Origin of the sequence: Chitinophaga sancti (assembly GCF_034424315.1) — a bacterium.
Lineage (GTDB): Bacteria > Bacteroidota > Bacteroidia > Chitinophagales > Chitinophagaceae > Chitinophaga > Chitinophaga sancti.
In genome coordinates this window covers 2070816-2094051 of sequence record NZ_CP139972.1, presented here as the reverse complement: position 1 = coordinate 2094051, position 23236 = coordinate 2070816, and the positions used below count along the sequence as shown (strand labels likewise).

The window sequence follows — 23236 nt, the reverse complement described above, 5'->3', positions numbered from 1 at the left end:
ATATCATTTTCTAATTTACGTATTTTTGCTGCCTGACATGGCACAAATTTTACAAACGGGTACGCTGATCATTACACTGGATTTCGGTCCGGAAGAGCAGGTTTTCTTCAACTCACTGAGGGAAAAACATTTTCCTGCCCATGCCAATTACCTGGATGCACATATTACCCTGTTCCATAAATTACCTGCTAATGAAGCCTCTATTCCCGAAACACTCACTAAATTTGCTGAGAGACCGCAAATAGAATTAACAGTAAATAAAGTACACCTGATGGGAACCTGTGTCGCCTATACACTTGTTTCTGATGAGTTGAAAAAATTACATGAACAAATGCAGAAGGCATTTGAACCGTGGTTAATAAAGCAGGATCAGCAAGCCTTACGTCCACACATCACTGTTCAGAATAAAGTAACGGCATTTAAAGCCCAACAATTGCACCAGGAGTTAAATGAAGGATTTACCCCATTTACCATTAAAACCATCGGATTTAGTACCTGGAAATATCTGAAAGGGCCATGGAAACTGCTGGCCCAATATCCGTTTTACAAATAAGCTTCCCAGCGGTCATGTTTTATTTACCTCCTCTTTGACTGTAAAGACCACTAATCACTACGTTCATGGTATATTTTGACTATAAACACCTCCAATTTCTGCCACTCTGACACCAATTCCCCCGCTGGTCTGATAATTGCACATTCTCCCAAAACAACTACCATGGCAACCTTTTCAGAAATGATCAACAGCGATAAACCGGTTTTGGTAGACTTCTTCGCCACCTGGTGCGGACCTTGTAAAACCATGGCCCCTATCCTGGAAGAGGTGAAGAAAAAGATCGGCGAATCTGCCAGTATTATCAAAGTAGACGTAGATATAAACATGGAGGCATCCGCTAAATACGAGATAAAGGGTGTACCCACCCTCATCCTTTTCAAAAACGGGAAGATACTCTGGCGCATGTCAGGTGTTGTACCTGGCCATATCATCGAACAAGCCATTCGCAAAAACGTCTAAATAACAAGCCTACCGCTGCTGGAATATTTGCCCATGCCCTGAAAATTCTATCTATTTTTATAGGTAAATTTATAAGCAGGTTACATGATCAAATCTTTTAGCAGCCTGGTTGCTTTACTAGGCCTTATCACCGTCGTTCACGGGCAGGAACTCTATCAGCCCCGCAATATCAAAAAAGCCTATACCAATCACACCAGAGAGCTAAGCGGGAAACCCGGCTCAAAATACTGGCAAAACACTGGCAGATACGATATCCAGGTTACCGCAAATCCTCCTTCCCGTACCATCTACGGCACCGAATCCATCCGCTACATCAATAACAGCCCTGATACACTCAATAAGATAGTGATCAGAATGATCTGCAATATTCACAAACACCAGGCACCCCGCTCAGGCTACGTCAGTAAAGACTTCCTCACCGATGGTGTCTTCATCGATACCCTCATCATTAATGGCACCTCCGTGGAATTTGACAACAACGTTGGCACCGTAGCCGATGTAAACCTGCCGCAGCCTCTGAACGCCAAAGACAGTATGCAAGTCCACATCAGCTGGCACTACGACATGTCTGTTCAAAGTGGACGTGAAGGCGCCATCGACAGCACCACCTTCTTCCTCGCTTACTTCTATCCCCGCATATCCGTATACGATGACTACAACGGCTGGGATAAAATCGAGCACATGGACAGAGTTGAATTTTACAGCGACTTTAACGACTATAAAGTAGCCGTGAAAGTGCCGGCTAATTACGTAGTATGGGGTACCGGTACCTTGCAGAACATTGACGAGGTCCTCCAACCCGCTTTCGCCCAAAAACTAAAGAACAGCTATACCGCTGACAATGTCACCCACATTGCCACCAAAGCAGATATGGAAGGGCAGCTCGTAACCCGCCAGAACAAATGGAATACCTGGATCTTCACCTCCCAAAATATCGCTGACGCCACCATCGGCCTCAGTAACCACTATGTATGGGATGCCGCCAGCGTGATCGTAGACAGCGCCACCAAACGCAGAACCAGCGTACAGGCAGCCTTCAATGACAACGCGGCCGACTTCCATCACTCCGTAGAATTCTCTCATTACGCACTGAACTATTTCTCCACCCAATGGCCGGGAATATCCTATCCTTTCCCTACCATGACGGCTTTCCAGGGATATGCAGACATGGAATACCCCATGATGGTGAACGATGAAACCACCGGCGATAACCTTGAATTCGGCCAGCTGGTGCAGGATCACGAAATCGCACATACCTATTTCCCCTTCTACATGGGCATCAACGAAAGCCGCTATGCCTACATGGACGAAGGCTGGGCCACTACCTTTGAATACCTCATTGCCATCGCCGAAAGAGGGAAGGAGAAAGCCGATGAGTTTTACAAAAACTTCCGCGTAAGAAGCTATATCAGCGATCCTTCTTCCGAAGAAGATCAGCCCATCATCACCCAATCTCACCAGGTAAGTGGTCATGGCTATGGTAATAATTCCTACGGCAAAGCATCCCTCTCTTATCTCGCTTTAAAAGACCTGCTCGGCGATAAAGGCTTCAAAAAAGCCCTGCATACCTACATGCATAATTGGAACGGCAAGCACCCCATTCCATGGGATTATTTCAATTCCATGAGTGCCGGTAGCGGGCAAAACCTGAACTGGTTCTTTAATAACTGGTTCTTTTCCAATAACTATATTGACCTGAAACTATATCGTTTCAATCAACAGGGAAATAAAGTAAATTTGGGCATCAATAACGTCGGTGGTTTCGCTATCCCTTTCGATATCGTGCTGACCTATGAAGATGGTACCACCGATATAATACATAAAACTCCTGCCGTGTGGAAGACAGGTTCAAAAGACCTGGCACTTACCCTGCCTGCAGCTAAAAAACTGGCAGGTATTAAACTGGATGGCGGCATCTTTATGGATGCTACACCGGCAGACAATGACTGGAAAAAATAGCAAGTATGCGCTTATTGTTACTACTATCCCTATGCATGACATCCTTTCAGGATGGAGGCCTTCTCCTGCGTGACTGGAAAGCTCACCCTATTCCCACAGATGCTACTACTTTGACAAAGTATAAAGCAAGTGCTACCGACTATGCCGTTTATATGAGATATGGGGATGTATATGCTACCAAAGAATTGATCATGGCCAACCAGTCACTACCTTTTCTGATCACCCCTGTTCCTGAAGATTCCGGCAAACTGACAGGGAACCGGTCTATCTTACAAACAAGTGACGGCCATTACCTCGTTGCCTTCTACAGGGCCGCAGCAGGAGGGAGCCTGTATCGCTTTGACGCCAATGGGAAAACCAGGGAGAAAATTGCAGAACTGCCGATTATCAAATTGCTGGCAACAGAAAAACTCACTTATGGTGTGGTAGCAGATACGACACACGGTATTGTGAAAATAGCCAATGGCCGTATCAGCCCTTTTAAAAGACTGAAATCTACCCCCCTGGCAGCAGACATAGATGATGCCGGTAATATCATCGTCATTACCGATAAATCACTGTTATCAATCGATAAAATGGGTGGAACGCATACACTGTTAGAGAAAGGATTCTGGAATGAATATTTATTCCCCCATTCACTGGTCGTATACCAGGGGAAAGTGTATGTTGGTATGAGGAACGGCGTACTGACTTATGACCTGGCCACAAAAAAAGCAGTGTGGCTGATGGAAAAATAAAACATGCAATAAAGACGGAATTTACCCACGGGAATCAAAACCATTTTCATAAAAAGCGGGTATCTTAAAGGTAATTTACTCATTAAAACGAATTTCGTTTCATCAGGATTAAATTACCTTTAAGATACCCGCTTTATCATTCAATCCCCATCCTCATACAAACGTAACCGCATCCGGAGATTATGCATCTCCTGTTGCATGTCACGTACTCTCCCCAGTAAATGCCTGATCACATCAATTCCCTCCGTATTCACGCCCATCTCGTAATGCCAGCGTGTATAACTTTCCAGGTCAGGTAACTGCTCTTCTTCAATAAAAGGTCCGTCAGTTGCAATGGTGAGTACAATTAGCCCCTCATCAGCTAATGCATGTATAAAAGATGTATCGATATTATGAATTGTGCAATAATGCGTAATGGAAATCATGATACTAGTTTTTGGATGAAACACTCGCTAACTCACGGATCAGTGCTTTCTCTTTTTCACTCAGCCCTGTAGGCAGTATCACATTGTATGTGATGATCAGATCACCCGCTTCACCTTCCTTCTTATACACAGGGAAACCCTTTCCTTTCAGTCGCACCTTCGTACCGTTCTGTGTTTCAGGTTGTACTTTCAGTTTTACTTTTCCATTCAGTGTATCAAAGGTAATCTCTCCACCCAGCAGAGCCGAATAGAGATCTACATTTACATTCGCATACAGGTCATTACCTGAGCGCCTGAAATGCTCATCGTCCTCCACGATAAGGGTGATATACAGATCACCCGCAGGACCTCCATTACCTCCCGGGGCTCCATGGCCTTTCAGTTTGATCACCTGGCCATTCGAAATACCCGCAGGTATCGTAATACGTACATTCTGATCATTCACTTTCAGGGTATGCTGGTGGGTCGTAGCCGCCTCCCGGAGCCCCAGGTGTAATTCCGCCTGGTAATCCTGCCCGCGGTATTTAGTCTGCCCACGACGCCCGGTGCCGCCACTACGGCCAAATAAAGACTCAAAAAAGTCAGAGAAATGCTCCTCAGAGAAATCTCCGCCAAAGCCTTCAAATCCCGTTTGACCACCATAGGTATAACCCTGCTGCTGCTGTTGCTGCTTCGCATGTTCAAACTGCTCTGCATGCTTCCAGTTTTCACCGTACTCATCGTACTTCTTACGCTTTTCCGGGTCGCTTAACACCTCGTTCGCCTCATTGATCTGTTGAAATTTCAGGTTAGCCTCCTTGTCATTCGGGTTCATGTCGGGGTGGTGCTTCCTCGCCAGCTTACGGTACGCTTTCTTGATATCATCGGCTGAAGCTGTTTTTTCCAGTCCCAGTACTTTATAATAATCTATAAAAGCCATATGTAATATTTATTCTCTTATGAGTGTAGTAACAAAAGTCAGTCCGGAATAGCAGAGAATGACGGAAAGTCGGGTCCGGCAGAAAAACATGACCAAATGACAAAGCCGGAATATGAGTATTCCGGCCATTTCTTAAACCTACAACTGTTACACTGTTTTGTAACTGTATATTTTTAATATGATAATGATCAAATTAGTAACACAAATTTAGGCAGGATCATTTACGAACACAATGCACAAAACACGGAAATAATTGTACAAATTGATCCTAACTATCCTAAAAAGCTCAAATCCCGTTGGGAAAACAATTTTCAAATGAGAATTACAAACAGCTGGTTGAATAATCTATTCCTCCTTCAATAAATTCACATTCCTGCAATACTCTATCACTTCTTCAATTGAATTCACCTGGAACTTGCGCAGTATATTCATCCTATGTGCTTCAATCGTTCTGATACTCAATCCCAGTGACTCGGCAATGTCCTTATTATTCAAACCATTGTTCACCATCCGGATGATCTGCTCCTCCCTGCGGCTCAATGACACATCGGCCGCCTGCGCCACAGGGTTCGCTGCACTCTCCCTCGCCGCCTGGTATTTCTTCACCAGCACATCACTTACCTCGCCAATAAAATAATACTTGCCATTATGAATGGTCCTGATGGCATTTAAGAAGATCTTATTACTGGTATCCTTCAGGATATACCCACTCGCACCCATCTCCAGCGCTGCCGCCACATAATCCGGTTCGTCAAATAAACTGAAGAACAAAATATGGGTACGCGGACTTGCCTTCAGCAATGCCGCACTCGTTTCCAGACCATTGATACCAGGCATCCGGATATCCATGATCACCACATCCGGCTGTACATTGCTCAGACTATGCAAAGCATCTTCACCGGTGCTGGCCTCTCCTGATACCTCCATATCCGCTTCACTGTTGATTAACTGTTTCAAGCCATTCCTGAAGATTTCGTGATCATCGACTAAAAATACCGAGATTTTATCCATGGGTGTTAAAATGAGATTTCTAATTGTATAATAGTGCCCTTTCCTGGTTGCGTATTGATGCTAAGTGAACCTCCCAGCAGTTCTGCGCGTTCCTTCATATTCCGCAGCCCATTTATTTTCTTTACCTGCTCGCGCGAAAAATAATGTTGGCTGTCATAGTAAAATCCCTTGCCATTATCATGGATCATCAGGTTCAGGAAACCCTCTTCTCTGTCTATATGTACGTCTATCTCTGTGGCCTGCGCATGCTTAATCGCATTGTTCAGCGCCTCCTGCAAAATACGATAGATCCCGATCTCCACTTCCCTGGGCAGCGCCTGCGATAAGTTACATTCCTCCAGGTTAAACACCACGTTCCTTGCCGTCTCCCTACAGGTCTTTATCAGTTCCTCAATTGCAGCACGCAGTCCAAAATCCTCCAGTACACTGGGTAGCAGGTCAGAACAGATCCGCTTTGTTTCCGTGATAATACTGCCCAGCAAACCGTTTACTTTGCCAATTTCCGCATTTGGTTCCGGCAGTTTATCTTCTACCTGTTCCATCTTCATACGCAGGCTGGTCAGCATTTGCCCAATGCCATCATGGATCTCTGCCGCCACCCGTTTACGTTCTTTTTCCTGCCCGCTGATGATGGCATAACTCCGGATCTTTTGCTCCATATCCTGTCTGCGCAACTTTTCCTCTGTCAATTGCCGGATCTCTCGCTCCGTATTTTTGCGTTTCGTAATGTCACTGCATATGGCCATATACTGGTACAACCTGCCTGTATTATCAAATACAGGTATCATCGTTACATCCAGCCAGAACCCCGTTCCATCGGCAGCATGGTCAAAGACCTCTCCCTGCCATACTTCCATTTTCCGGGCCGGGTCATTCAGGTGATCGAAGTAATGATGAAAAAGCGGCTTGCCACGCAATTCTGACATACTATATCGTGTTACATGGCAGTATTTATCATTGGCATAAATGATCTGCCCTTCATGATCTGTTTTAACTAAATAAGTGGCCCTGTCCAGTGCATACGTCATTTCCCGCAATTCGCTGTGACTTTGCTCCATGGCCTTATTCGCCTCCTGTAGCTGGTCTGCCAGTTGTTTAGACGTTTCCTCGGATGCAATCAGGCCCTTGATCACTTTCCGGATCCGCATGGATAAAGGGTAAAAGATCACCCCGGCCTCAATCATCAGTGTCAGCAATACCAATCCCAGCATCAGGTATTCCACCTGCTTCAGCTTCCGTACCCGCTCTTTCGAAAACCGGTCGTAATCAAATACAATCAGCTCCATTCCCAGCAGGTAAGACTTTTCATAAGCCAGGATCGTTTGTACATAAGGATGGATCTCCGCCGTATCGATAGGTTGATCCTGACTCAGGATGGCACTCATCTGCGATGCCGCCTTCCAGATCTCCTGGTGCGGTGTCCGGATAATGTCGAACATCTGCTTCAATTCATCCTGGTCATTGGCGGGCAGGTTCAGGAAATTACTGCCTGATTGCAGGCCTTCGTGCGACTTCTGCCATTGCATAAGGGTATTGGTAAACTCCTTGCGGTTCGTTTCAATATCCTGCCCCGATTCTATCAATAAAGCCAGTTTGCTCAGCGTCTGACTATACGTACGCAGCCGTGCTGCAAAATTGATGACATGTGAATCGTGCATCTGGTGACTCAATGTCTGCTGAATACCAATCTGGCTCACAATAGAGAGTACGGCCAGCGTAGTGAGCGCCACCGCATACATTGCAGTAAAAAATTTGAATACCCGACGATCTTCTGAGATACGATGCATATAGCTATGAAGATAATAAAAATCCCTCCTGCCAGCTAGTCTTTTATTAAACCCAAAACACTTATTCGTAGCGATTACCTGGTGTAAGTACCGTTATGATTTACCCAGTCACAGTCTTTATCCGGGGAGGTTAGCGGAGACCATGGTTGCGGATTGACCAGGTTATCCGTTTTCGAAATAATATCAAACTGCCCATCCGGTTTAATTTCTCCAATCATCACCGGCTTCGCAAGGTGGTGATTACCTGCATCCATCTTTACCCTGCCATCAGGAGAATCAAATGCTAAACCTGACAATGCCGCCCTTACCTTATCTACGTCAAAAGAACCCGCTTTTTCTGCCGCTCCTGCCCACAAATAAACACCTGTATATGCCCAGCAAATAGGGTCATCTGTCACTCTCCTGCTACCACCCGGTAATCCTTTCTTTTCACAAAAAGCTTTAAATGCTGCTACAAACTTTTTATTCTCAGGCAAATCATTGGATTGAAAATAATTCCATGCTGCCAGGTGCCCTACCAGGAACTCAGTGTCCATAGATCTCAGTTCATCTTCTGCTACAGAGAATGCCATGATCGGACAAGTGGCTGACGACAATCCCTGGTTGGCAAATTCCTTGTAGAAAGGCACATTGCTGTCACCATTAATAGTTGAAAGCACACATGCTTTTCCTTCTGCAGCAAAGCGTTTGATCCTGGATACAATGGTCTGGTAATCCTGGTGATGAAAAGGCGTGTATTCTTCAATGATATTCTCTTTCGGCACTCCCCTGGATAACAGGTAGGCTTTCAGTATTTTATTCGCTGTTCGCGGAAACACATAATCCGTTCCAATTAAATAAAACTTTTTATACCCGCCGCCTTTCTCACTCATCAGGTATTCGGCAGCAGGTATCAATTGCTGATTGGGGGTAGCCCCTGTATAAATGACGTTATTAGAACACTCTTCTCCTTCATATTGTACCGGGTAAAAAAGTAATCCATTATTCTCTTCAAATACCGGCAATACTGATTTACGTGATACAGAAGTCCAGCACCCAAATACTGCGGATACTTTATCATCAATCAATAATTCTTTCGCTTTCTCTGCAAACAAATCCCAGTCAGAGGCCGGGTCTACTATCACAGGTTCAATTTTTTTACCCAGCACGCCACCAGATGCATTGATTTCGTCTACTGCCATCTGCACAGCATCACACAGCGATACTTCAGAAATAGCCATGGTGCCACTCAGCGAATGCAATACCCCGATCTTCACCGTTTCACCATTATTGCCTGTGCTACCATTCGTCTTAGGCGCATTGTTGTGACAGGAGGCGAATGCAGCCAGTAAGGAACAAAAGAATAAGAAGCGTGTTGCTTTCATAATGTGTAAATACTGTAGCGTAAATAATGTGGATCAGCATAATGTCTTTGTCAGGATCCCGGAAACTGTAAGCAACCCTGCCGACCCTACGTAAAGGTGCCTTGCCATCCGTATTCCTGCCTTCCCCTCGTGGCGGTATCCTTGTCGTTCCTTTAACTGTTGGCCTTTCGCTTCTTCCTGGTAGATTTTCTTCAGCTCGGGCCATTTGAGCACATACAATGAAGATAGTTAGCAAAAGTGGTAGGGAAGAATTTCATAAATACATTTTTATAAAATTAATATCACACTTTGGAAGATATTTGGTTGAATCTCTGTAGCACCTAAGTATAAAAGTAATGTTTAGTTTGGTTAATCCAAGTGTTTTTAAAGTGGTCTTTCTATTTAGATCAATTTTGCTGATTAATTTATTGTATATAAATATTTATAACGCAAGAAGGGCACTACCTAAGTAGCGCCCTTCTTATTTCATGCGTAAAAACCAATTATTCTTTATCTAAAAAGTTCGTTTTCAGCGTATCCCATACTTCTCCGCCCTTCCCGTTCCAGACTTGTTTCATCATGTAGATACTAAATCCCTTCGCCTGCTTCACATCTATTTTTGGAGGCATGACCAGCGCCGATGCATTCACCACCACATCTACCAGTACCGGGCCTTCATGCATCAGGGCTTCATCAATAGCGCCCGGCAATAATGCGGGATCTTCTACCCTGATACCTTTCATACCAATGGCCTCAGCCATCTTTGCAAAATCAGGGTTCTTCAGGTCTGTAGCATATGGGGTCATCCCTGCTACTTTCATTTCCATGGCTACAAACCCCAGGGAACTATTATTATAGATCACTATTTTTATAGGCAGCTTATATTGCAAGATGGTAAGAATATCTCCCATCAGCATCGAAAAGCCCCCATCGCCAGACATTGAAATCACCTGTCTGCCGGGGTATGCTAATTGAGCACCAATAGCCTGGGGCATCGCACTCGCCATAGATCCATGATTGAATGAGCCGATCAGGCGACGGTCTTTGGTCATTTCTATGTATCTCGCTGCCCACACCGTAGGTTCTCCCACATCGCAGGTAAAGATGGCATCCGGATCTGCGGCTGCACTTAATACGGTAGTCAGGTACTCCGGATGAATAGGCGTATTGGTACTGCTGGCATGCGCCGCCAGCTCTTCCCTGCTGTCAATATAGTTCTTCAGCGATTTGTCCAGGTGTCCACGGTCATCTTTTTGCTCTATCAGTGGCAACAAGGCAGCCAGGGTTTCCTTCACAGTGCCTACCAGGCCAAGGTCCAGTTTACAACGCTTCCCCAATTTCTCAGGACGCAGGTCTATCTGTACAATTTTAGATTTGGTGGGATACCAGTTAGAGTAGGGGAAATCAGTTCCCAGCAGCAATAAAAGATCACTATCCTCCATTGCGTGGTACCCGGAAGTAAAGCCAATCAGGCCTGTCATGCCCACATCATAAGGATTATCATAGGCCACATGCTCTTTTCCCCGAAGCGCATGAACCATGGGAGACAGCATTTTCGCTCCAAAGTCCATAAGTTCATCGTGGGCACCGGCACAACCACTTCCACATAACAAGGTGATTTTTTTCGCCGTATTAATCATGCCTGCCAGTATTTCCATGTCGCCATCATGAGGGCGCACAGCTGGCAAACGCTGCATGATAGTGTGCTCCATAGAGTCGTCTTCCATGTCTTCCAGGGCTACATCGCCCGAAATGGTGATGACAGCCACCCCGCGCTGCCCTACTGCATTTTGCATGGCAATTTGCAGCACTCTTGGCATTTGACGCGCAGAGGCAATGGTCTCGCAATAATGGCTGCATTCCCTGAAGAGTAATTCAGGATGCGTCTCCTGGAAATACCCCGTGCCTATTTCCATACTGGGAATATGAGCAGCAATAGCGAGTACAGGAGCCATGCTTCTATGGCAATCGTACAATCCGTTGATGAGGTGTAAATTCCCCGGTCCGCAGCTCCCCGCACAAACGGCCAGGGTACCGGTCAACTGTGCTTCCGCACCTGCTGCAAATGCAGCCGCTTCCTCGTGCCTGTAATGAATCCATTCGATGGTACCTTGTTTCCTGATCTCATCAACGATGCCGTTCAGACTATCGCCTACTACGCCATGTACACGCTTTACACCGGCCTTTGCAAGCTGTGCAACGAGTTGGGCTGCAATTGTTTTTGCCATGTACTTTTAGTTTTGTGAAGGGGTGCAAATTTGTTGCCAGCAAGATAAGGGCTGGGTATTTTGGCAAGGATTGCGGGGAAATGTACGAAGGTGCGGGAGCCTTTTGAGCGATGCTCATGGGGCATATAATTCCTGAAAAGCAAATTTATTATCTTTGGTAAATGGAAGTAACTTCATTCGAATCTACATATCAGGCAGCGTCCAAAGTTGCCAATAATATAGCCACCCATTTTTTACACCATTTAAATCTGGCCAGTGAGAACGGGGAAGAAGATCTCGCCCATGCACCTGATGCCGGCGTGATCGAAAAAATAATCGACGTGGCCTTCTGGGCCAGCCTCCGCAGGGAAGAGGGCGTACCTATCCGTATTTCCCTGGCTTTCCTGCCTCCTTCACAGGCATCCCGGCCTTTATTATTTGAACAACCCATCCCGCTGGATCCCCGGGTGCTCACCAAACTTGGCCCCGGCGTGGAAAGAGCAGGTATTCATATCGGTGTATGGTACGAAGGGGAGGAATTATACATCTGGGGCACCACGATGAAACTCCCTAATTACTGTTTTGTACTGGACGTCTCGGAACCCGGCTTGTTGGTCGTAAAGCACCGCCGTATTATCGGTATGGGCAAGTTCGCCAATGTAGCCATGTTAAGAGGTGACCAGGTAAAGATTGTAGATGAAAGCTGCGCACGAAGACAAGATACCCCTGCTATATTAACTTCACTATTAGGTCAGGATTCTTCCGGTGTATGGAATGACCCTGTAAATGTATTAATCCAGATTGCAGTCTCCATGCGCGCACACCAGCGGGGTGGCATCTTACTGGTAGTGCCTTCTGCACATGATAACTGGAAGAACTCCATCATTCATCCTTTACAATATCCGATAGCACCACCTTTCTCCGGTGTGGCAGATTTGCTGCGGCAGAATTGTGGTAAGGTAACGGAATTATACTGGCAAAATGCGCTGAGAAGAGAAGTAGAGAACATCTCCGGTCTGACAGCAGTAGACGGTGCTACGGTGATCAATGACAAGCATGAACTGCTCACATTTGGCTCCAAGATAGCCCGTGCAAGTGATGGCACAACGGTAGAGCAGGTTTTGTATATAGAACCGATAACAGATGGTACACCCAGGTTAATGCATCCTTCAAACATAGGAGGTACCCGGCATTTTTCTGCAGCTCAGTTTGTGCATGACCAACGGGATGCCCTGGCGCTGGTGGCTTCGCAGGATGGATACTTTACCGTATTTTCCTGGTCTACGGCAGACCAGATAGTGCAGGCACACAGGATAGATATTTTGTTGTTGTAATGATATACCGGCTACGGGTACACTGAATTGAAAAATGAGGTACCACTTCCGGCAAACAAAATGAAGTTGGCTGCTTTTGAAACCGGAGTATAGTATTCAAAAAATGAATTTAAAAAGGGCCTGTCTCAAAACCCTGGAACAGGCCCTTTTCCTGATAGAGAGAAACTGTTTCTAAGCGATTCTCAGGGGCTTTATTTTACTTGTGATATATCCCCGGAACTCACCCCATCAATGGGTGTTTTTAATTGCCAATCAAATGGTACTTATGAAATGAGTGCCGGTAGTCTTAGGAATATAAAAAATGAAAGCTGGCCTGAAAAGACCAGCCTGGTCATCCCTCTTATATTAATCCGGGAATGATAGATTCAGGCGACAGAGGGCCCGGAATTATGGTAAAGGTGCTGTTGTACTATTTTTATTCACAACAGGCCATATACCCGGTCCTGGTACACTTACACCTTTATTTTTTCCTCTTGTTTTTGCATCAGCACCAAAGTAATATAATGGCCACCCTTTGAATGTCAGTTGCACATGTCCTGAAACGTGAATCGTATCAAAATCAGTTTTAGCCAGCAGGGAAGGTGCAAACTTAAACGCATCAGACTCATACACCGGCCAGGTAGGATTGTTGGTGAAATCCGCATTGGTAAAGGTGTTCTTCTTAAATTTATCCGGCGAGAAAGCATAGAGCGTTCTGCCCCAGGCATCCGTTACATATTGTGTAATTTCGTCTCCTTTAGTATAGGTGCTTGTATAGTTTGCACCATCGGCACCTACCAGTTGCGCATTCACCAGCATCACGGTATAATCAGGTTTTGCCACATACCATACAGTTCCCACTTTCTCTCCCAGCGTTAGTTTTGGCAAGGTATCTTTTACATAGTAATACAATGGCCAGCCTTTGTAAGTCGTTTGTTTCGCACCATCTTTTCTCGTAATAGTACCGAAATCAGCAGTATGCAGGCTCGTATCTTTCAAGGCCAGATCTGCATTGTAAAACACTGGCCATACCGCCAGACAGCCGCCAGTACAGGTAGAAGTATCGCCTGCATCCTTCGTGAAGAAATACAAGGTTCTACCTGCACTGTCTGTTAGTACTTTACCTAAAGTAGCATCTGTAGACACCTGTACTTTTGCAACAGATGTTTCAGGGTTGTTGGTGTCTTTGTTGTCATCCTTACTGCAGGAAGTGAGGAATGCACATGATATTGCTGCTACAGCAATCAGGATAGATGTTTTAGATTTCATCTGTTTACGGTTAAATGATTAAATATGGATGTGCACTCCGAAAAGATAATACGGGAGGGGAATAAAAAAGGTTGCCTGCGGGCTAAAATATTTTTTCTGCCAATAATAACAGCATTTTCCAAACAGCTAACAGGTCTCCCCGGAAAAACGCCTTCGATTTTGGGTACAAACAGTGCTATGGCGGGTTGAGATGGTTTTTTAATCCCACAAAAGGACTTCTTTAACTGTAGCGCATTGAGCGAAGCTCCCTGACCCTGTACGCCGAAGTAGTCGTCAAACGGCAATCCCACTAATAAAAGCGATTTTTTCGTATGTATAAAAAAAATGTGTAGACTTGCCTCAGAAATCATCACTATGCAACCAGTTCGCGAAGTTATAATTGTGGGTGGTGGACTGGCAGGCCTGACCGCCGCTATTCATCTGTCAAAAGCAGGGTTGCATGTAACTGTCGTCGAGAAGCATCCTTACCCTAGGCACAAAGTATGTGGAGAGTACATCTCTAACGAAGTATTGCCCTATTTACAATGGCTGGATGCCGACCCTGCTGTACTGTCACCTGCCCTCATTGAAAGGGTATGTATTTCCACAGTTGCCGGCAGGAAAGTGGAAACCCGCCTTCCGCTCGGCGGCTTCGGTATCAGTCGCTTTGCATTGGATGCCTTCCTGATGGGAAAGGCTGTGAACAATGGTGTCAGGCTGCTGCAGGATACAGTGACGAATATTTCTTTTGTAAAAGAACAGTTTGCAATCGAAACGGTAGCAAACGGTACATTGTTTGCCACTCATGCCATCGGTGCTTACGGAAAAAGAGCGGCGCTGGACCAGCAGCTGAACAGGGATTTCTGGGAAAAGAAATCACCCTGGCTGGCAGTCAAAGCTCATTACGAGGGAGATTTTCCGGATGGCCTGGTTGCCTTACATAATTTCAGGGGAGGCTATTGTGGTGTGTCAAAAGTGGAGAAGAATATCATTAATATCTGCTACCTGGCAGGTTACGAAGTGTTTAAGAATTATAAGAATATCGATGAGCACCGCCGGGAAGTACTTTACGAAAATAAATTTCTGAAAGAGATCTTTGAGAACAGTGCGCCTTTGTTCGAGCGGCCATTGACCATCAGCCAGATTTCTTTTTCTGAGAAAAAGAAAGTGGATCAGCATATATTGATGACTGGAGATACCGCCGGTTTGATCCATCCGCTTTGCGGGAATGGAATGGCGATGGCGATTAGCAGCGCGCAGCTGGCTGCACAACAGGTACTGCAGGACCAGCCAAGACTTGAAATGGAAAAGGGGTATATAAAGAAATGGAATGAGCAGTTTGCAAAACGAATGAAAACAGGCAGTTTGCTTTCTTCAGTATTTACGCATCCATGGCTTTCTGGGGTGACAATGGGAACAGTGGTGGCAATGCCTGCGCTATTGCCGTTTATAATAAGGCAAACGCATGGAAAGCCATTAAGTGTGTAAGGATAATTTGATCGCCTAAACTGGCAAATGCGTGGAAAACGCTTAAGTGTGCAAGAAAGATTTGATCGCCTAAATCACCAAACGCCGGCGAACATTGGAAAGCATAAACTAATAATAAATGGCATTCCCTTATTGACAGCAACTCCTTAAAAAAGTGTAGTACGAACAATTAATGATCAATACCAGTCAAAGAACATCCGCACCAGAGATCATGGACGACTTCCAGATGGAAGGCGACACCCTGCGACAAACGCTCGATGAAATAGCAGGCATCAACCAGTTACTTGGAGGTAACCGTATAACAGTACAGGGGGTACGTCAATTACTGCAATCCATCCCCGTAGATAAAACCGTTAGTATAGTAGATCTGGGTTGTGGTAATGGCGACATGCTGCGTACACTGGCGCTTAAATGCCGCAAAGAAGGCCGCTCTGTTAAATTCATTGGTGTAGATGCGAATCGTTTCACCATCGCTCACGCCATCACCCTGTCTGCTGATTATCCTGAAATCATTTATCATTGCACAGATATATTCTCTGCAGAATTTGCAGCAAGCAAATACGACATTGTTCTTTGTACACTGACATTACATCATTTTGCAGAAGCAGCACTGAAATCCCTGCTGCAATTGCTCTTGCGCAATGCCCGCATTGGCATCGTGATCAATGACCTGCATCGTAGCAGGATAGCTTACTACTTATTTTGCCTGTTCAGTTTTGTGTGGGGCCTTGGCCCAATGGCAAAGGAAGATGGCAGGATCTCCATTCTCCGTGGTTTTAAAAGAAAAGAACTGATCGCATTGGCTAAGACCTTAAATATCGTTCAATATACCCTCAGGTGGAAATGGGCTTACCGCTACCAGTGGATAATATCAAATTTATGAGTGTAAAAATTCAGTCGGTAGCAAAAGCTTTGCCGCCATATACCCGTACTACAGAAGAGATCATGCCTTTCCTGGATCTGTGGTTGTCCGGACAGGAGGATCGTTTTGCCAGGAAGGTGAAGAAGATTTTTGAGAATGCAGCGGTGGATAGAAGGTATTCTATCATGGGGCCGGAAGATGTGTTTACGAAGACCAGCTTCGAAGAAAAGAATGACCTGTACGTGAGGGAAGTGATCAAACTGGGCAGGGAGTGCCTGGAAGGAGCACTGACGAAAGCAGGGTTATCTCCGCAGTCACTGGATTATATTATCACGGTGAGTTGCACAGGTATCATGATCCCTTCACTGGATGCTTACCTGATCAATGCCTTGCAGTTAAAACAAGACATCGTTCGCCTGCCGGTAACAGAGATGGGTTGTGCTGCTGGTATCTCCGGGATGATCTACGCCAAGAAATTCCTGCAGGCAAATCCCGGCAAGAGAGCGGCGGTAATAGCCGTAGAATCTCCTACCGCTACCTTCCAGCTGGATGATTTTTCAATGCCCAATATCGTGAGTGCGGCTATCTTCGGAGATGGTGCGGCCTGTGTAATATTGTCCTCTCATCCTGATGATGAAGGACCTGAAATATTGGGCGAGGAGATGTATCATTTTTACGAAGCTGAGCACCTGATGGGGTTCCACCTAACAAACACCGGTTTGCAAATGGTGTTGGATGTGGAGGTACCGGATCAGATAGCGGCGCATTTCCCGGATATTATTCATCCTTTTTTATCAAGGAATGGTTTTACGATAGAGGATATACAACATTTTATATTCCATCCCGGTGGTAAGAAGATCATTCAGACGGTGGAGGGATTGTTCCAGGAATTGGGAAAGAATATAGATGATACGAAGGAGGTGCTGCGCTTGTATGGCAATATGTCTAGTGCTACCGTGCTGTATGTTTTGGAGCGGTTTATGGACAAGAAACTACCGGCAGGAGAGCGGGGTTTGATGCTTAGTTTTGGACCGGGATTCTCTGCGCAGCGGATCCTCCTGGAGTGGTAATAAAGGGGCTAATATCCGCTCATATTTGTTAGATTATGACTACACACGACATACTTAATTACCTGCCTTATTCTCCGCCATTCCTCTTTGTAGATGGCCTGGATTATATTGATTGTGATAAGGTGGTAGGACATTTTACGTATCATGCCGACATGGATTTTTATAAAGGGCATTTTAAAGGGTTTCCTGTTACCCCCGGGGTGGTTCTCACAGAAACGATGGCCCAGATTGGCCTGGTCTGCCTGGGGATTTATCTCAAAGGTGTGGTGCCCGAAGGCTCAGGCATGGCGTTTGGACTGACCTCTACAGAAATTGAATTCATGCACCCGGTTTTTCCCGGTGAGAAGGTGACAGTGACGTCGGAGAAACAGTTTTTTAGGTTTGGGAAATTGAAGTGTAAAGTTAGTATGCGCAATGCAGCGGGCAGAGAGGTGTGTGCCGGGATGATTGCTGGGATGGTGATGGCGAAACCGCTTCAGTCGGAATAGGAGGAGTAGGGCATCGGGTTGAAAACTGGATTGGCAGATCAATTCAAAAACAGGAATAGCGCTCTTCAGACCGAAAAAGGGACTCATTTTCATAATTACGTATTTGATAATTAATTCTTATTTGGTAAGTATGAAATGAGTTCCAGCTAATTTATTTGTAAATCAGGAATCGTCATTTCAGCAGAAAGTATCTTTTTAAAACAAAAACTACTGGCTTAAAACCAGCAATAAAATATGCTATGAGCAATCGGGTTGTAATAACAGGATTAGGCATTGCCGCTCCAAACGGAGTGGGCATACCAGCCTTTACCCAGGCCATCAAAACTGGCACCTCCGGTATCCGTCACGTACCGCAATTAGCAGAATTGCAGTTCTCCTGTCAGATCGCCGGCAAACCCGACATACCAGAAGAATTGCAATTACAATACCTCGACCCGCTCGAACTCCGCAATTTCAATAGCAGTGGTATTTTATACGGCCTCATTGCCGGCATCGATGCCTGGAAAGATGCCAGCCTGAAGATTTCCGCCAGCGACACCCCTGACTGGGAAAGTGGCGTCATCTTTGGCGCAGGATCTTCCGGCCTTGATAAACTCAGAGAAGCTATCTACAAAGTAGACGCCCTCCAGGTACGCCGTTTAGGCAGCACCGTCGTTCCTCAAACCATGGCCAGCGGCATCAGTGCCTGGCTGGGTGGCAAACTGGGCCTCGGCAACCAGGTCACTACAAATTCATCGGCCTGCACCACCGGCGCTGAATCTGTACTCATGGCTTTTGAACGTATTAAAAACGGCCAGGCCACCCGCATGCTCGCCGGTAGCACCAGCGATGCAGGTCCTTACATCTGGGGCGGCTTCGATGCTCTTAAAGTATGTACCTATAAACATAACGACTGCCCTGCACAAGGTTCACGCCCCATGAGCGCATCAGCCAGCGGGTTTGTGCCCGGCAGTGGGGCAGGGGCCTTAGTCCTGGAATCACTGGATAGTGCATTGGCAAGAGGCGCTACCATCTACGCCGAAGTACTCGGCGGCCACGTAAACAGCGGAGGTCAAAGAGGCGATGGTACCATGACAGCGCCCAACAGCATAGCTGTACAACGTTGCATTACACAAGCCATGGCGCAGGCGGGTATAACTGGTAAGGATATAGATGCCATCAACGGTCACCTGACTGCCACCGGCAAAGATTCCCTGGAAGTTGAAAACTGGAGCAGAGCCCTGGGCCGTGCCGGAAAAGATTTCCCCTATATCAATGCCCTGAAAGGCATGGTAGGCCACTGCCTGAGTGGGTCCGGCAGTATTGAACTGGTGGCCTCAGTGTTGCAACTGAAAGAAGGCTTCCTGTTCCCTAATATCAATTGCGAAGACCTGCATCCTGAAATAAGTGCTATTATTGATGAGTCTTGTGTGCCCCGTGAATTATTAAATGTAAATTTAAAGATCATCGCCAAGGCAAGTTTTGGATTTGGAGATGTCAATGCCTGTGTAATCTTGAAAAAATATATAAATGGATAAAGAAACTTTAATTGCCGAACTGAAAGCGATCGTAAAACCATATGCAAAGGATGAAGAAGCCCTGGCTAACATCAATGAGAATACGGATTTTATCACTGATCTGAAGATCAATTCTGCAAACCTGGTAGATGTGATCCTGGATGTGGAAGAGAAGTATAATATCGTGATTGATAATGAATCTATGGAAAAGATGGTAAATGTAAAAGCCGCGATGGACATTATTGAATCAAAGTTGGGGTAGAATGATAACTAAATGATGAATGACGGCATGATAGGAAACGATATTGTAGACCTGCGCACTGCCGCTGTGGAGAGTAATTGGCGAAGACCCAATTACCTCTCCAAAATTTTCACACCAAAAGAACAGTCGCTGATTACAAACGATCAATCCGTCTGGCGCTTATGGAGTGCCAAAGAAGCAGTGTATAAAATCATCAACAGGGCTACTTTGCAACGCCGCTACGCTCCCTTATCTATCACTTATCACACACCAGGATCATTTCTATACGAGGAGAAAGAATACTTTATCCAAACTGAAGTGACTGAAGAATTCATCCATACCATTGCAGTCACAAATCCAGAATTATTTCCACAAATAGAGGTGTTCACCGATCCCTCAACTAAGTACTGTAAAGATGAACATGGATTGCCCATGATAGATGATCAACCAGTATCAATCAGCCATCATGGGCGTTATTGGGCGATGGTAAAACAAAAGTTTATCTAACCGCATGATGCGCCATCTCTTCACACGCCGCAGCACATTTCCTGCACATCTCCGCACACTCCCTGCAATGCTCCATTCCCATCTCTGCATGTCTTTGACATTCATCAGCACAGGCATGGCACACTTCCGCACATAAATTACATATCTGCTCGCTAAACCTTCCATTCAAACTCATCACCTCCGCGGCCGTACGGCATATCGCAGCACATTCCAAATCCAAACGTATACAGTTCCGTAAGTTCGCTACATTGGCTTCATTCAGGCAGGCTGAAGCGCAATAATCACATGTATTGGCACATTCCATGCATGCATTGATACATTCCTGGTATTGTTGTTCATTCATCATGGTAGTAAATTTTTCTTATTGAACAACAATCATTGTACCTAAACAAAAAAGAAAACCCCCTGCAATACACAGAGGGCTTTCTATAATTAAAGCTGTAAATTTTAAAAAGGAATTCCACTAAAAAGTCTGCTCCACTCTCCCCACTCTTCCATCCTCTCCAATCCCCTCCACAACCACTCTAAAATGCGAAGTCGGGATATCATTATTATAAAACGTCAGCGTCGCCGTATGCGTAATCGAATCCACCACCACATTCGGATTCCAGTACAAAGTCAATCGCTTATCAGGCAAGCTATAAATCTCCTTTCTTTGACTATAATCCGGCGCATAAAACTCTTTCACAATACTATACCCCGCTTTCCTATACAACTCAAACCCTTTCACCCCATCAGCACCATTATTATCCCCTCCTTTCTTCGTATAAATCGCAATCGCACCATTAGCGCCACCGCCTATACCACCCATAAACGGCGGTCTGAACACCTTCACCAGCGCAATATCATTAATATTCAGCGTCGCAATCATACTCTTATCTGTCGGCATCTCATTCAGGTATAAGCTAGGCGTACCACCTCTCCACGTCATATTCGGGTTGTTATAATCCCCCGTAATCTGTAATCCCGCTACTCTTGACTGTAAGTACTGGAACACATTCAGCGATGTCGGCGTCTCCTTCGTCAGGTCAAAACTATACCCGTTATCAGAAGTAAACATCCCTGATACATAACGGCTCTCCGTTGTCTGCGCTGCCGTAACCTTACGCTCAGTTACATTAAACTCCTTCAGCAAAATAGACCGGCTCGCAATTGACTTCGCAATACGACCATTCTCATAAGCTGTATTCAGATACGCACTCAGCATACTTGCATCCATCACCACCGGGTTCTTCGCTGCATAAGGGGTTTTCACCGGCACGCTGTTATCAAAGAAGTGGTTATTGAACCTTACAGTTACATTACTATACCGCTTCATTTTATCATTACCCTGGTAGAATATATTCACCGTATCCATAAACTGCAAACCATCCAGCACAAAATCACCCTTATTATCCGTAGGCGCAGAAGCAAATGAAGTCGTACTGTCAATCGGGTTTTTGATAATGAAATCCACCTTACCATTTGCCATTACAATACTTCCATTATTCGCATAGGTACTACCTTTCAAACGAATACCCTGCTCATAGGGGTAACGGATATTTGGCATCGTATCATTCAGGATCTTGTTCCACACAAACCTTCTCCAGCCATTCGTCAGCATCACCAGGTCCAGTGCATGCAGGGTCGTAGCCGAAGTATCTTTGAAATAGAAGGCTGGATTATATATATATCCTTTCAGGTCAGAAGTCAGCAGCAGGTTGGAAACGATGTTATTCTCATCGATCGCCGGGTGCACCTTATCAGCATCCGTAATGGAAACTGACAAACTGGTTGCCATTTTCTCCGGTACCAGCAGCTCGATGGTACTCTTTTCGCGTTCTTCCTTTCCAATGTTCGCATTCTGCAGACTCAGGTCCAGCTGATCATTCTGGCGAACAAACACCAGTCGCTCAGAAACCGGTAATCCCTGGCTGGTGAACAAGGTGATATGCAAAATGCCACTAGGCAACTGGTTGGTAGGAATAAACCCGCTAATCCTGCCCTCAGATCCCTTCAACATGGCCCGGTACACCATCTGGTGCTGCATCTGGGCAAAGACCATCAGGTCATCGTAAGTGGTATCCAGCGGATTGGCAAGGATGGTCTGGAAAAAAATACGTGAGCCCCTGTTAAATACCTTCAGCATCGCACCTTTATTCAGCGCTGCCGGCAGGGCAAATTCCTTACTACCCCCGTTCGCACTTTGCATCTGTGCCTTGTAGGTCACGCCCTTGGCTGGTTCCAGGTCAAAACTACCCATACCGTCATGTTCTGACTTAATCTGGGCGACCACCTTTCCTTTATTATCCACGATCTTACCACTCACTTCCACGGGATAGCCGTCGGACTTAAGGGCTTTGAAAGCCACGGTACTAGTTACCCCGTTCATCAGGCTACCGCCCTCCGGGAAGAACTGCACCGCAAAGTCATTGCTCACAACCGCCGTACTATCCAGTACCTGCAGGGCATTTTTCTTACGGCTATCGTAAATGGCAATATTTTTATAAAACAGGTAGTCGGTATCATAGTTCAGCATCCAGGCCGTATAAGCCCTGAGCTGGTAGTTACCTGCAGGAAGGGTGTCTGGCAATATAAAATTGCCGGATGCACCAGCACCGCCCACAGGCAGTAACTTTTTCATTGCGATATTCCCATTCTTATTCAGCAATTCCACGTACAGGTTGGTGGCGGAAAGGGAAGGCTGGTTCTGCATCATTACATATGCTTTGAACCAGATGGTTTCTCCGGTAGCATAATAATCTCTGTCTACATGCAGATAGACTTTCTCCTGCGGGTTGCGTTTGGCAAATTCTTCCAGCGCTTTCATTACCTTCTCTGGTAGCCCGTTTATCGGCAGACTGGCAAAAACTGAGCAAATTCCAATCACACAGGCGGGCAAAATCCATTTTAACCGGGTGTACTTTCTATTCGTTGATGAGGCCATGCGGAACTTATTTATTACACTGCAATATCAATAATATGCGATAAATATACTAAGATGATGTTTTTAAATGGACGAATAATTACAGAATTAGTTTTTATTATTAAAATATATAATTTATATTCCCAATAGATCCAGTTGTTTCAAGGGAATTAAAAAAATCTCCCTAATCTGCTGTAAAAATGATTTTTTATAAATGG

General features: G+C 45.5%; 21 protein-coding genes. 12 read left to right on the top strand and 9 right to left on the bottom strand.

Annotation, left to right across the window (positions count from 1 at the left end):
* Positions 1 to 37 precede the first annotated feature (37 nt).
* The 4 genes from U0033_RS08055 (at position 38) to U0033_RS08040 (ending at position 3708) form a co-directional block, all read left to right on the top strand.
* Positions 38 to 553: a 2'-5' RNA ligase family protein gene (locus U0033_RS08055; RefSeq protein ID WP_072362325.1), complete on the top strand. Its 516-nt coding sequence runs from the start codon at positions 38 to 40 to the stop codon at positions 551 to 553.
* A 162-nt stretch (positions 554 to 715) separates the two neighbouring features.
* Positions 716 to 1012, top strand: coding sequence for a thioredoxin (trxA, locus tag U0033_RS08050; protein WP_072362326.1), 297 nt, complete (start codon positions 716 to 718; stop codon positions 1010 to 1012).
* Positions 1013 to 1096: 84 nt separating this feature from the next.
* Positions 1097 to 2971 (top strand): M1 family metallopeptidase, encoded by a 1875-nt coding sequence (locus U0033_RS08045; protein WP_072362327.1) that lies wholly within the window; start codon positions 1097 to 1099, stop codon positions 2969 to 2971.
* A 5-nt stretch (positions 2972 to 2976) separates the two neighbouring features.
* Complete coding sequence (locus tag U0033_RS08040) at positions 2977 to 3708, top strand: SMP-30/gluconolactonase/LRE family protein (protein ID WP_143150749.1); 732 nt, start codon at positions 2977 to 2979, stop codon at positions 3706 to 3708.
* 140 nt (positions 3709 to 3848) lie between these two features.
* Here the strand turns inward: U0033_RS08040 and U0033_RS08035 are convergent, their stop codons facing one another.
* The 6 genes from U0033_RS08035 to poxB form a co-directional block, all read right to left on the bottom strand.
* A complete protein-coding gene (locus tag U0033_RS08035; protein WP_072362329.1) occupies positions 3849 to 4133 on the bottom strand; it encodes a chaperone modulator CbpM in 285 nt (94 codons plus the stop codon).
* Between the two features lie 4 nt (positions 4134 to 4137).
* Positions 4138 to 5052 carry a DnaJ C-terminal domain-containing protein gene (locus tag U0033_RS08030; protein WP_072362330.1) on the bottom strand — a complete coding sequence of 305 codons (915 nt, stop codon included), beginning with the start codon at positions 5050 to 5052 and terminating at the stop codon, positions 4138 to 4140.
* A 345-nt stretch (positions 5053 to 5397) separates the two neighbouring features.
* The gene (locus U0033_RS08025) at positions 5398 to 6063 is read right to left on the bottom strand and encodes a response regulator transcription factor (protein WP_072362331.1); all 666 of its coding nucleotides are present in this window, start codon (positions 6061 to 6063) and stop codon (positions 5398 to 5400) included.
* A gap of 5 nt (positions 6064 to 6068) precedes the next feature.
* Complete coding sequence (locus U0033_RS08020; RefSeq protein WP_072362332.1) at positions 6069 to 7850, bottom strand: sensor histidine kinase; 1782 nt, start codon at positions 7848 to 7850, stop codon at positions 6069 to 6071.
* 74 nt (positions 7851 to 7924) lie between these two features.
* Positions 7925 to 9214, bottom strand: coding sequence for an urea ABC transporter substrate-binding protein (urtA, locus tag U0033_RS08015; RefSeq protein WP_083571572.1), 1290 nt, complete (start codon positions 9212 to 9214; stop codon positions 7925 to 7927).
* Positions 9215 to 9696: 482 nt separating this feature from the next.
* On the bottom strand, positions 9697 to 11421 hold the full coding sequence (gene poxB / locus U0033_RS08010; protein ID WP_072362334.1) for a ubiquinone-dependent pyruvate dehydrogenase: 1725 nt from the start codon (positions 11419 to 11421) through the stop codon (positions 9697 to 9699).
* Positions 11422 to 11582: 161 nt separating this feature from the next.
* On the opposite strand from poxB, the gene U0033_RS08005 reads away from it, so the two are divergent.
* Entirely contained in the window at positions 11583 to 12734 is a 1152-nt protein-coding gene (locus tag U0033_RS08005) for a putative sensor domain DACNV-containing protein (protein ID WP_072362335.1), read from the top strand.
* 387 nt (positions 12735 to 13121) lie between these two features.
* Here U0033_RS08005 and U0033_RS08000 read toward each other — a convergent pair whose 3' ends face one another.
* Complete coding sequence (locus U0033_RS08000; protein WP_072362336.1) at positions 13122 to 13982, bottom strand: hypothetical protein; 861 nt, start codon at positions 13980 to 13982, stop codon at positions 13122 to 13124.
* Between the two features lie 354 nt (positions 13983 to 14336).
* On the opposite strand from U0033_RS08000, the gene U0033_RS07995 reads away from it, so the two are divergent.
* The 7 genes from U0033_RS07995 to U0033_RS07965 all read left to right on the top strand — a co-directional run bounded on the left by U0033_RS07995 (position 14337) and on the right by U0033_RS07965 (position 20113).
* Positions 14337 to 15449 (top strand): NAD(P)/FAD-dependent oxidoreductase, encoded by a 1113-nt coding sequence (locus tag U0033_RS07995; RefSeq protein ID WP_083571579.1) that lies wholly within the window; start codon positions 14337 to 14339, stop codon positions 15447 to 15449.
* A 172-nt stretch (positions 15450 to 15621) separates the two neighbouring features.
* Positions 15622 to 16332: a methyltransferase domain-containing protein gene (locus tag U0033_RS07990; protein WP_072362339.1), complete on the top strand. Its 711-nt coding sequence runs from the start codon at positions 15622 to 15624 to the stop codon at positions 16330 to 16332.
* Positions 16329 to 17381 (top strand): type III polyketide synthase, encoded by a 1053-nt coding sequence (locus U0033_RS07985; protein ID WP_072362340.1) that lies wholly within the window; start codon positions 16329 to 16331, stop codon positions 17379 to 17381. The genes U0033_RS07990 and U0033_RS07985 overlap by 4 nt, the downstream gene beginning before the upstream one ends.
* 35 nt (positions 17382 to 17416) lie before the next feature.
* Positions 17417 to 17869 (top strand): 3-hydroxyacyl-ACP dehydratase FabZ family protein, encoded by a 453-nt coding sequence (locus U0033_RS07980; RefSeq protein WP_072362341.1) that lies wholly within the window; start codon positions 17417 to 17419, stop codon positions 17867 to 17869.
* Positions 17870 to 18108: 239 nt separating this feature from the next.
* Positions 18109 to 19386 carry a beta-ketoacyl-[acyl-carrier-protein] synthase family protein gene (locus tag U0033_RS07975; RefSeq protein WP_072362342.1) on the top strand — a complete coding sequence of 426 codons (1278 nt, stop codon included), beginning with the start codon at positions 18109 to 18111 and terminating at the stop codon, positions 19384 to 19386.
* Complete coding sequence (locus tag U0033_RS07970; RefSeq protein WP_072362343.1) at positions 19379 to 19627, top strand: acyl carrier protein; 249 nt, start codon at positions 19379 to 19381, stop codon at positions 19625 to 19627. Before U0033_RS07975 ends, U0033_RS07970 begins: the two co-directional genes overlap by 8 nt.
* A 12-nt stretch (positions 19628 to 19639) precedes the next feature.
* Positions 19640 to 20113: a 4'-phosphopantetheinyl transferase family protein gene (locus U0033_RS07965; RefSeq protein WP_218164039.1), complete on the top strand. Its 474-nt coding sequence runs from the start codon at positions 19640 to 19642 to the stop codon at positions 20111 to 20113.
* On the opposite strand, the gene U0033_RS07960 is transcribed toward U0033_RS07965, so the two are convergent.
* Both U0033_RS07960 and U0033_RS07955 read right to left on the bottom strand, forming a co-directional pair.
* Positions 20106 to 20459: a four-helix bundle copper-binding protein gene (locus U0033_RS07960; protein ID WP_245801781.1), complete on the bottom strand. Its 354-nt coding sequence runs from the start codon at positions 20457 to 20459 to the stop codon at positions 20106 to 20108. The genes U0033_RS07965 and U0033_RS07960 overlap by 8 nt on opposite strands.
* Positions 20460 to 20576: 117 nt before the next feature.
* A complete protein-coding gene (locus U0033_RS07955) occupies positions 20577 to 23039 on the bottom strand; it encodes a hypothetical protein (RefSeq protein WP_072362344.1) in 2463 nt (820 codons plus the stop codon).
* Between the last annotated feature and the right edge of the window lie 197 nt (positions 23040 to 23236).

Bases quoted from the DNA above. Each gene is read 5' to 3' on its own strand.
- U0033_RS08000 (WP_072362336.1), bottom strand. From the start codon at position 13,982: ATGAAATCTAAAACATCTATCCTGATTGCTGTAGCAGCAATATCATGT.
- U0033_RS08005 (WP_072362335.1), top strand. From the start codon at position 11,583: ATGGAAGTAACTTCATTCGAATCTACATATCAGGCAGCGTCCAAAGTT.
- U0033_RS07995 (WP_083571579.1), top strand. From the start codon at position 14,337: ATGCAACCAGTTCGCGAAGTTATAATTGTGGGTGGTGGACTGGCAGGC.
- U0033_RS07955 (WP_072362344.1), bottom strand. From the start codon at position 23,039: ATGGCCTCATCAACGAATAGAAAGTACACCCGGTTAAAATGGATTTTG.
- U0033_RS08040 (WP_143150749.1), top strand. From the start codon at position 2,977: ATGCGCTTATTGTTACTACTATCCCTATGCATGACATCCTTTCAGGAT.
- U0033_RS08035 (WP_072362329.1), bottom strand. From the start codon at position 4,133: ATGATTTCCATTACGCATTATTGCACAATTCATAATATCGATACATCT.
- U0033_RS08030 (WP_072362330.1), bottom strand. From the start codon at position 5,052: ATGGCTTTTATAGATTATTATAAAGTACTGGGACTGGAAAAAACAGCT.
- U0033_RS07975 (WP_072362342.1), top strand. From the start codon at position 18,109: ATGAGCAATCGGGTTGTAATAACAGGATTAGGCATTGCCGCTCCAAAC.
- poxB (WP_072362334.1), bottom strand. From the start codon at position 11,421: ATGGCAAAAACAATTGCAGCCCAACTCGTTGCACAGCTTGCAAAGGCC.
- U0033_RS08025 (WP_072362331.1), bottom strand. From the start codon at position 6,063: ATGGATAAAATCTCGGTATTTTTAGTCGATGATCACGAAATCTTCAGG.
- urtA (WP_083571572.1), bottom strand. From the start codon at position 9,214: ATGAAAGCAACACGCTTCTTATTCTTTTGTTCCTTACTGGCTGCATTC.
- trxA (WP_072362326.1), top strand. From the start codon at position 716: ATGGCAACCTTTTCAGAAATGATCAACAGCGATAAACCGGTTTTGGTA.
- U0033_RS08020 (WP_072362332.1), bottom strand. From the start codon at position 7,850: ATGCATCGTATCTCAGAAGATCGTCGGGTATTCAAATTTTTTACTGCA.
- U0033_RS08055 (WP_072362325.1), top strand. From the start codon at position 38: ATGGCACAAATTTTACAAACGGGTACGCTGATCATTACACTGGATTTC.
- U0033_RS07960 (WP_245801781.1), bottom strand. From the start codon at position 20,459: ATGATGAATGAACAACAATACCAGGAATGTATCAATGCATGCATGGAA.
- U0033_RS07990 (WP_072362339.1), top strand. From the start codon at position 15,622: ATGATCAATACCAGTCAAAGAACATCCGCACCAGAGATCATGGACGAC.
- U0033_RS07970 (WP_072362343.1), top strand. From the start codon at position 19,379: ATGGATAAAGAAACTTTAATTGCCGAACTGAAAGCGATCGTAAAACCA.
- U0033_RS07980 (WP_072362341.1), top strand. From the start codon at position 17,417: ATGACTACACACGACATACTTAATTACCTGCCTTATTCTCCGCCATTC.
- U0033_RS08045 (WP_072362327.1), top strand. From the start codon at position 1,097: ATGATCAAATCTTTTAGCAGCCTGGTTGCTTTACTAGGCCTTATCACC.
- U0033_RS07985 (WP_072362340.1), top strand. From the start codon at position 16,329: ATGAGTGTAAAAATTCAGTCGGTAGCAAAAGCTTTGCCGCCATATACC.
- U0033_RS07965 (WP_218164039.1), top strand. From the start codon at position 19,640: ATGATGAATGACGGCATGATAGGAAACGATATTGTAGACCTGCGCACT.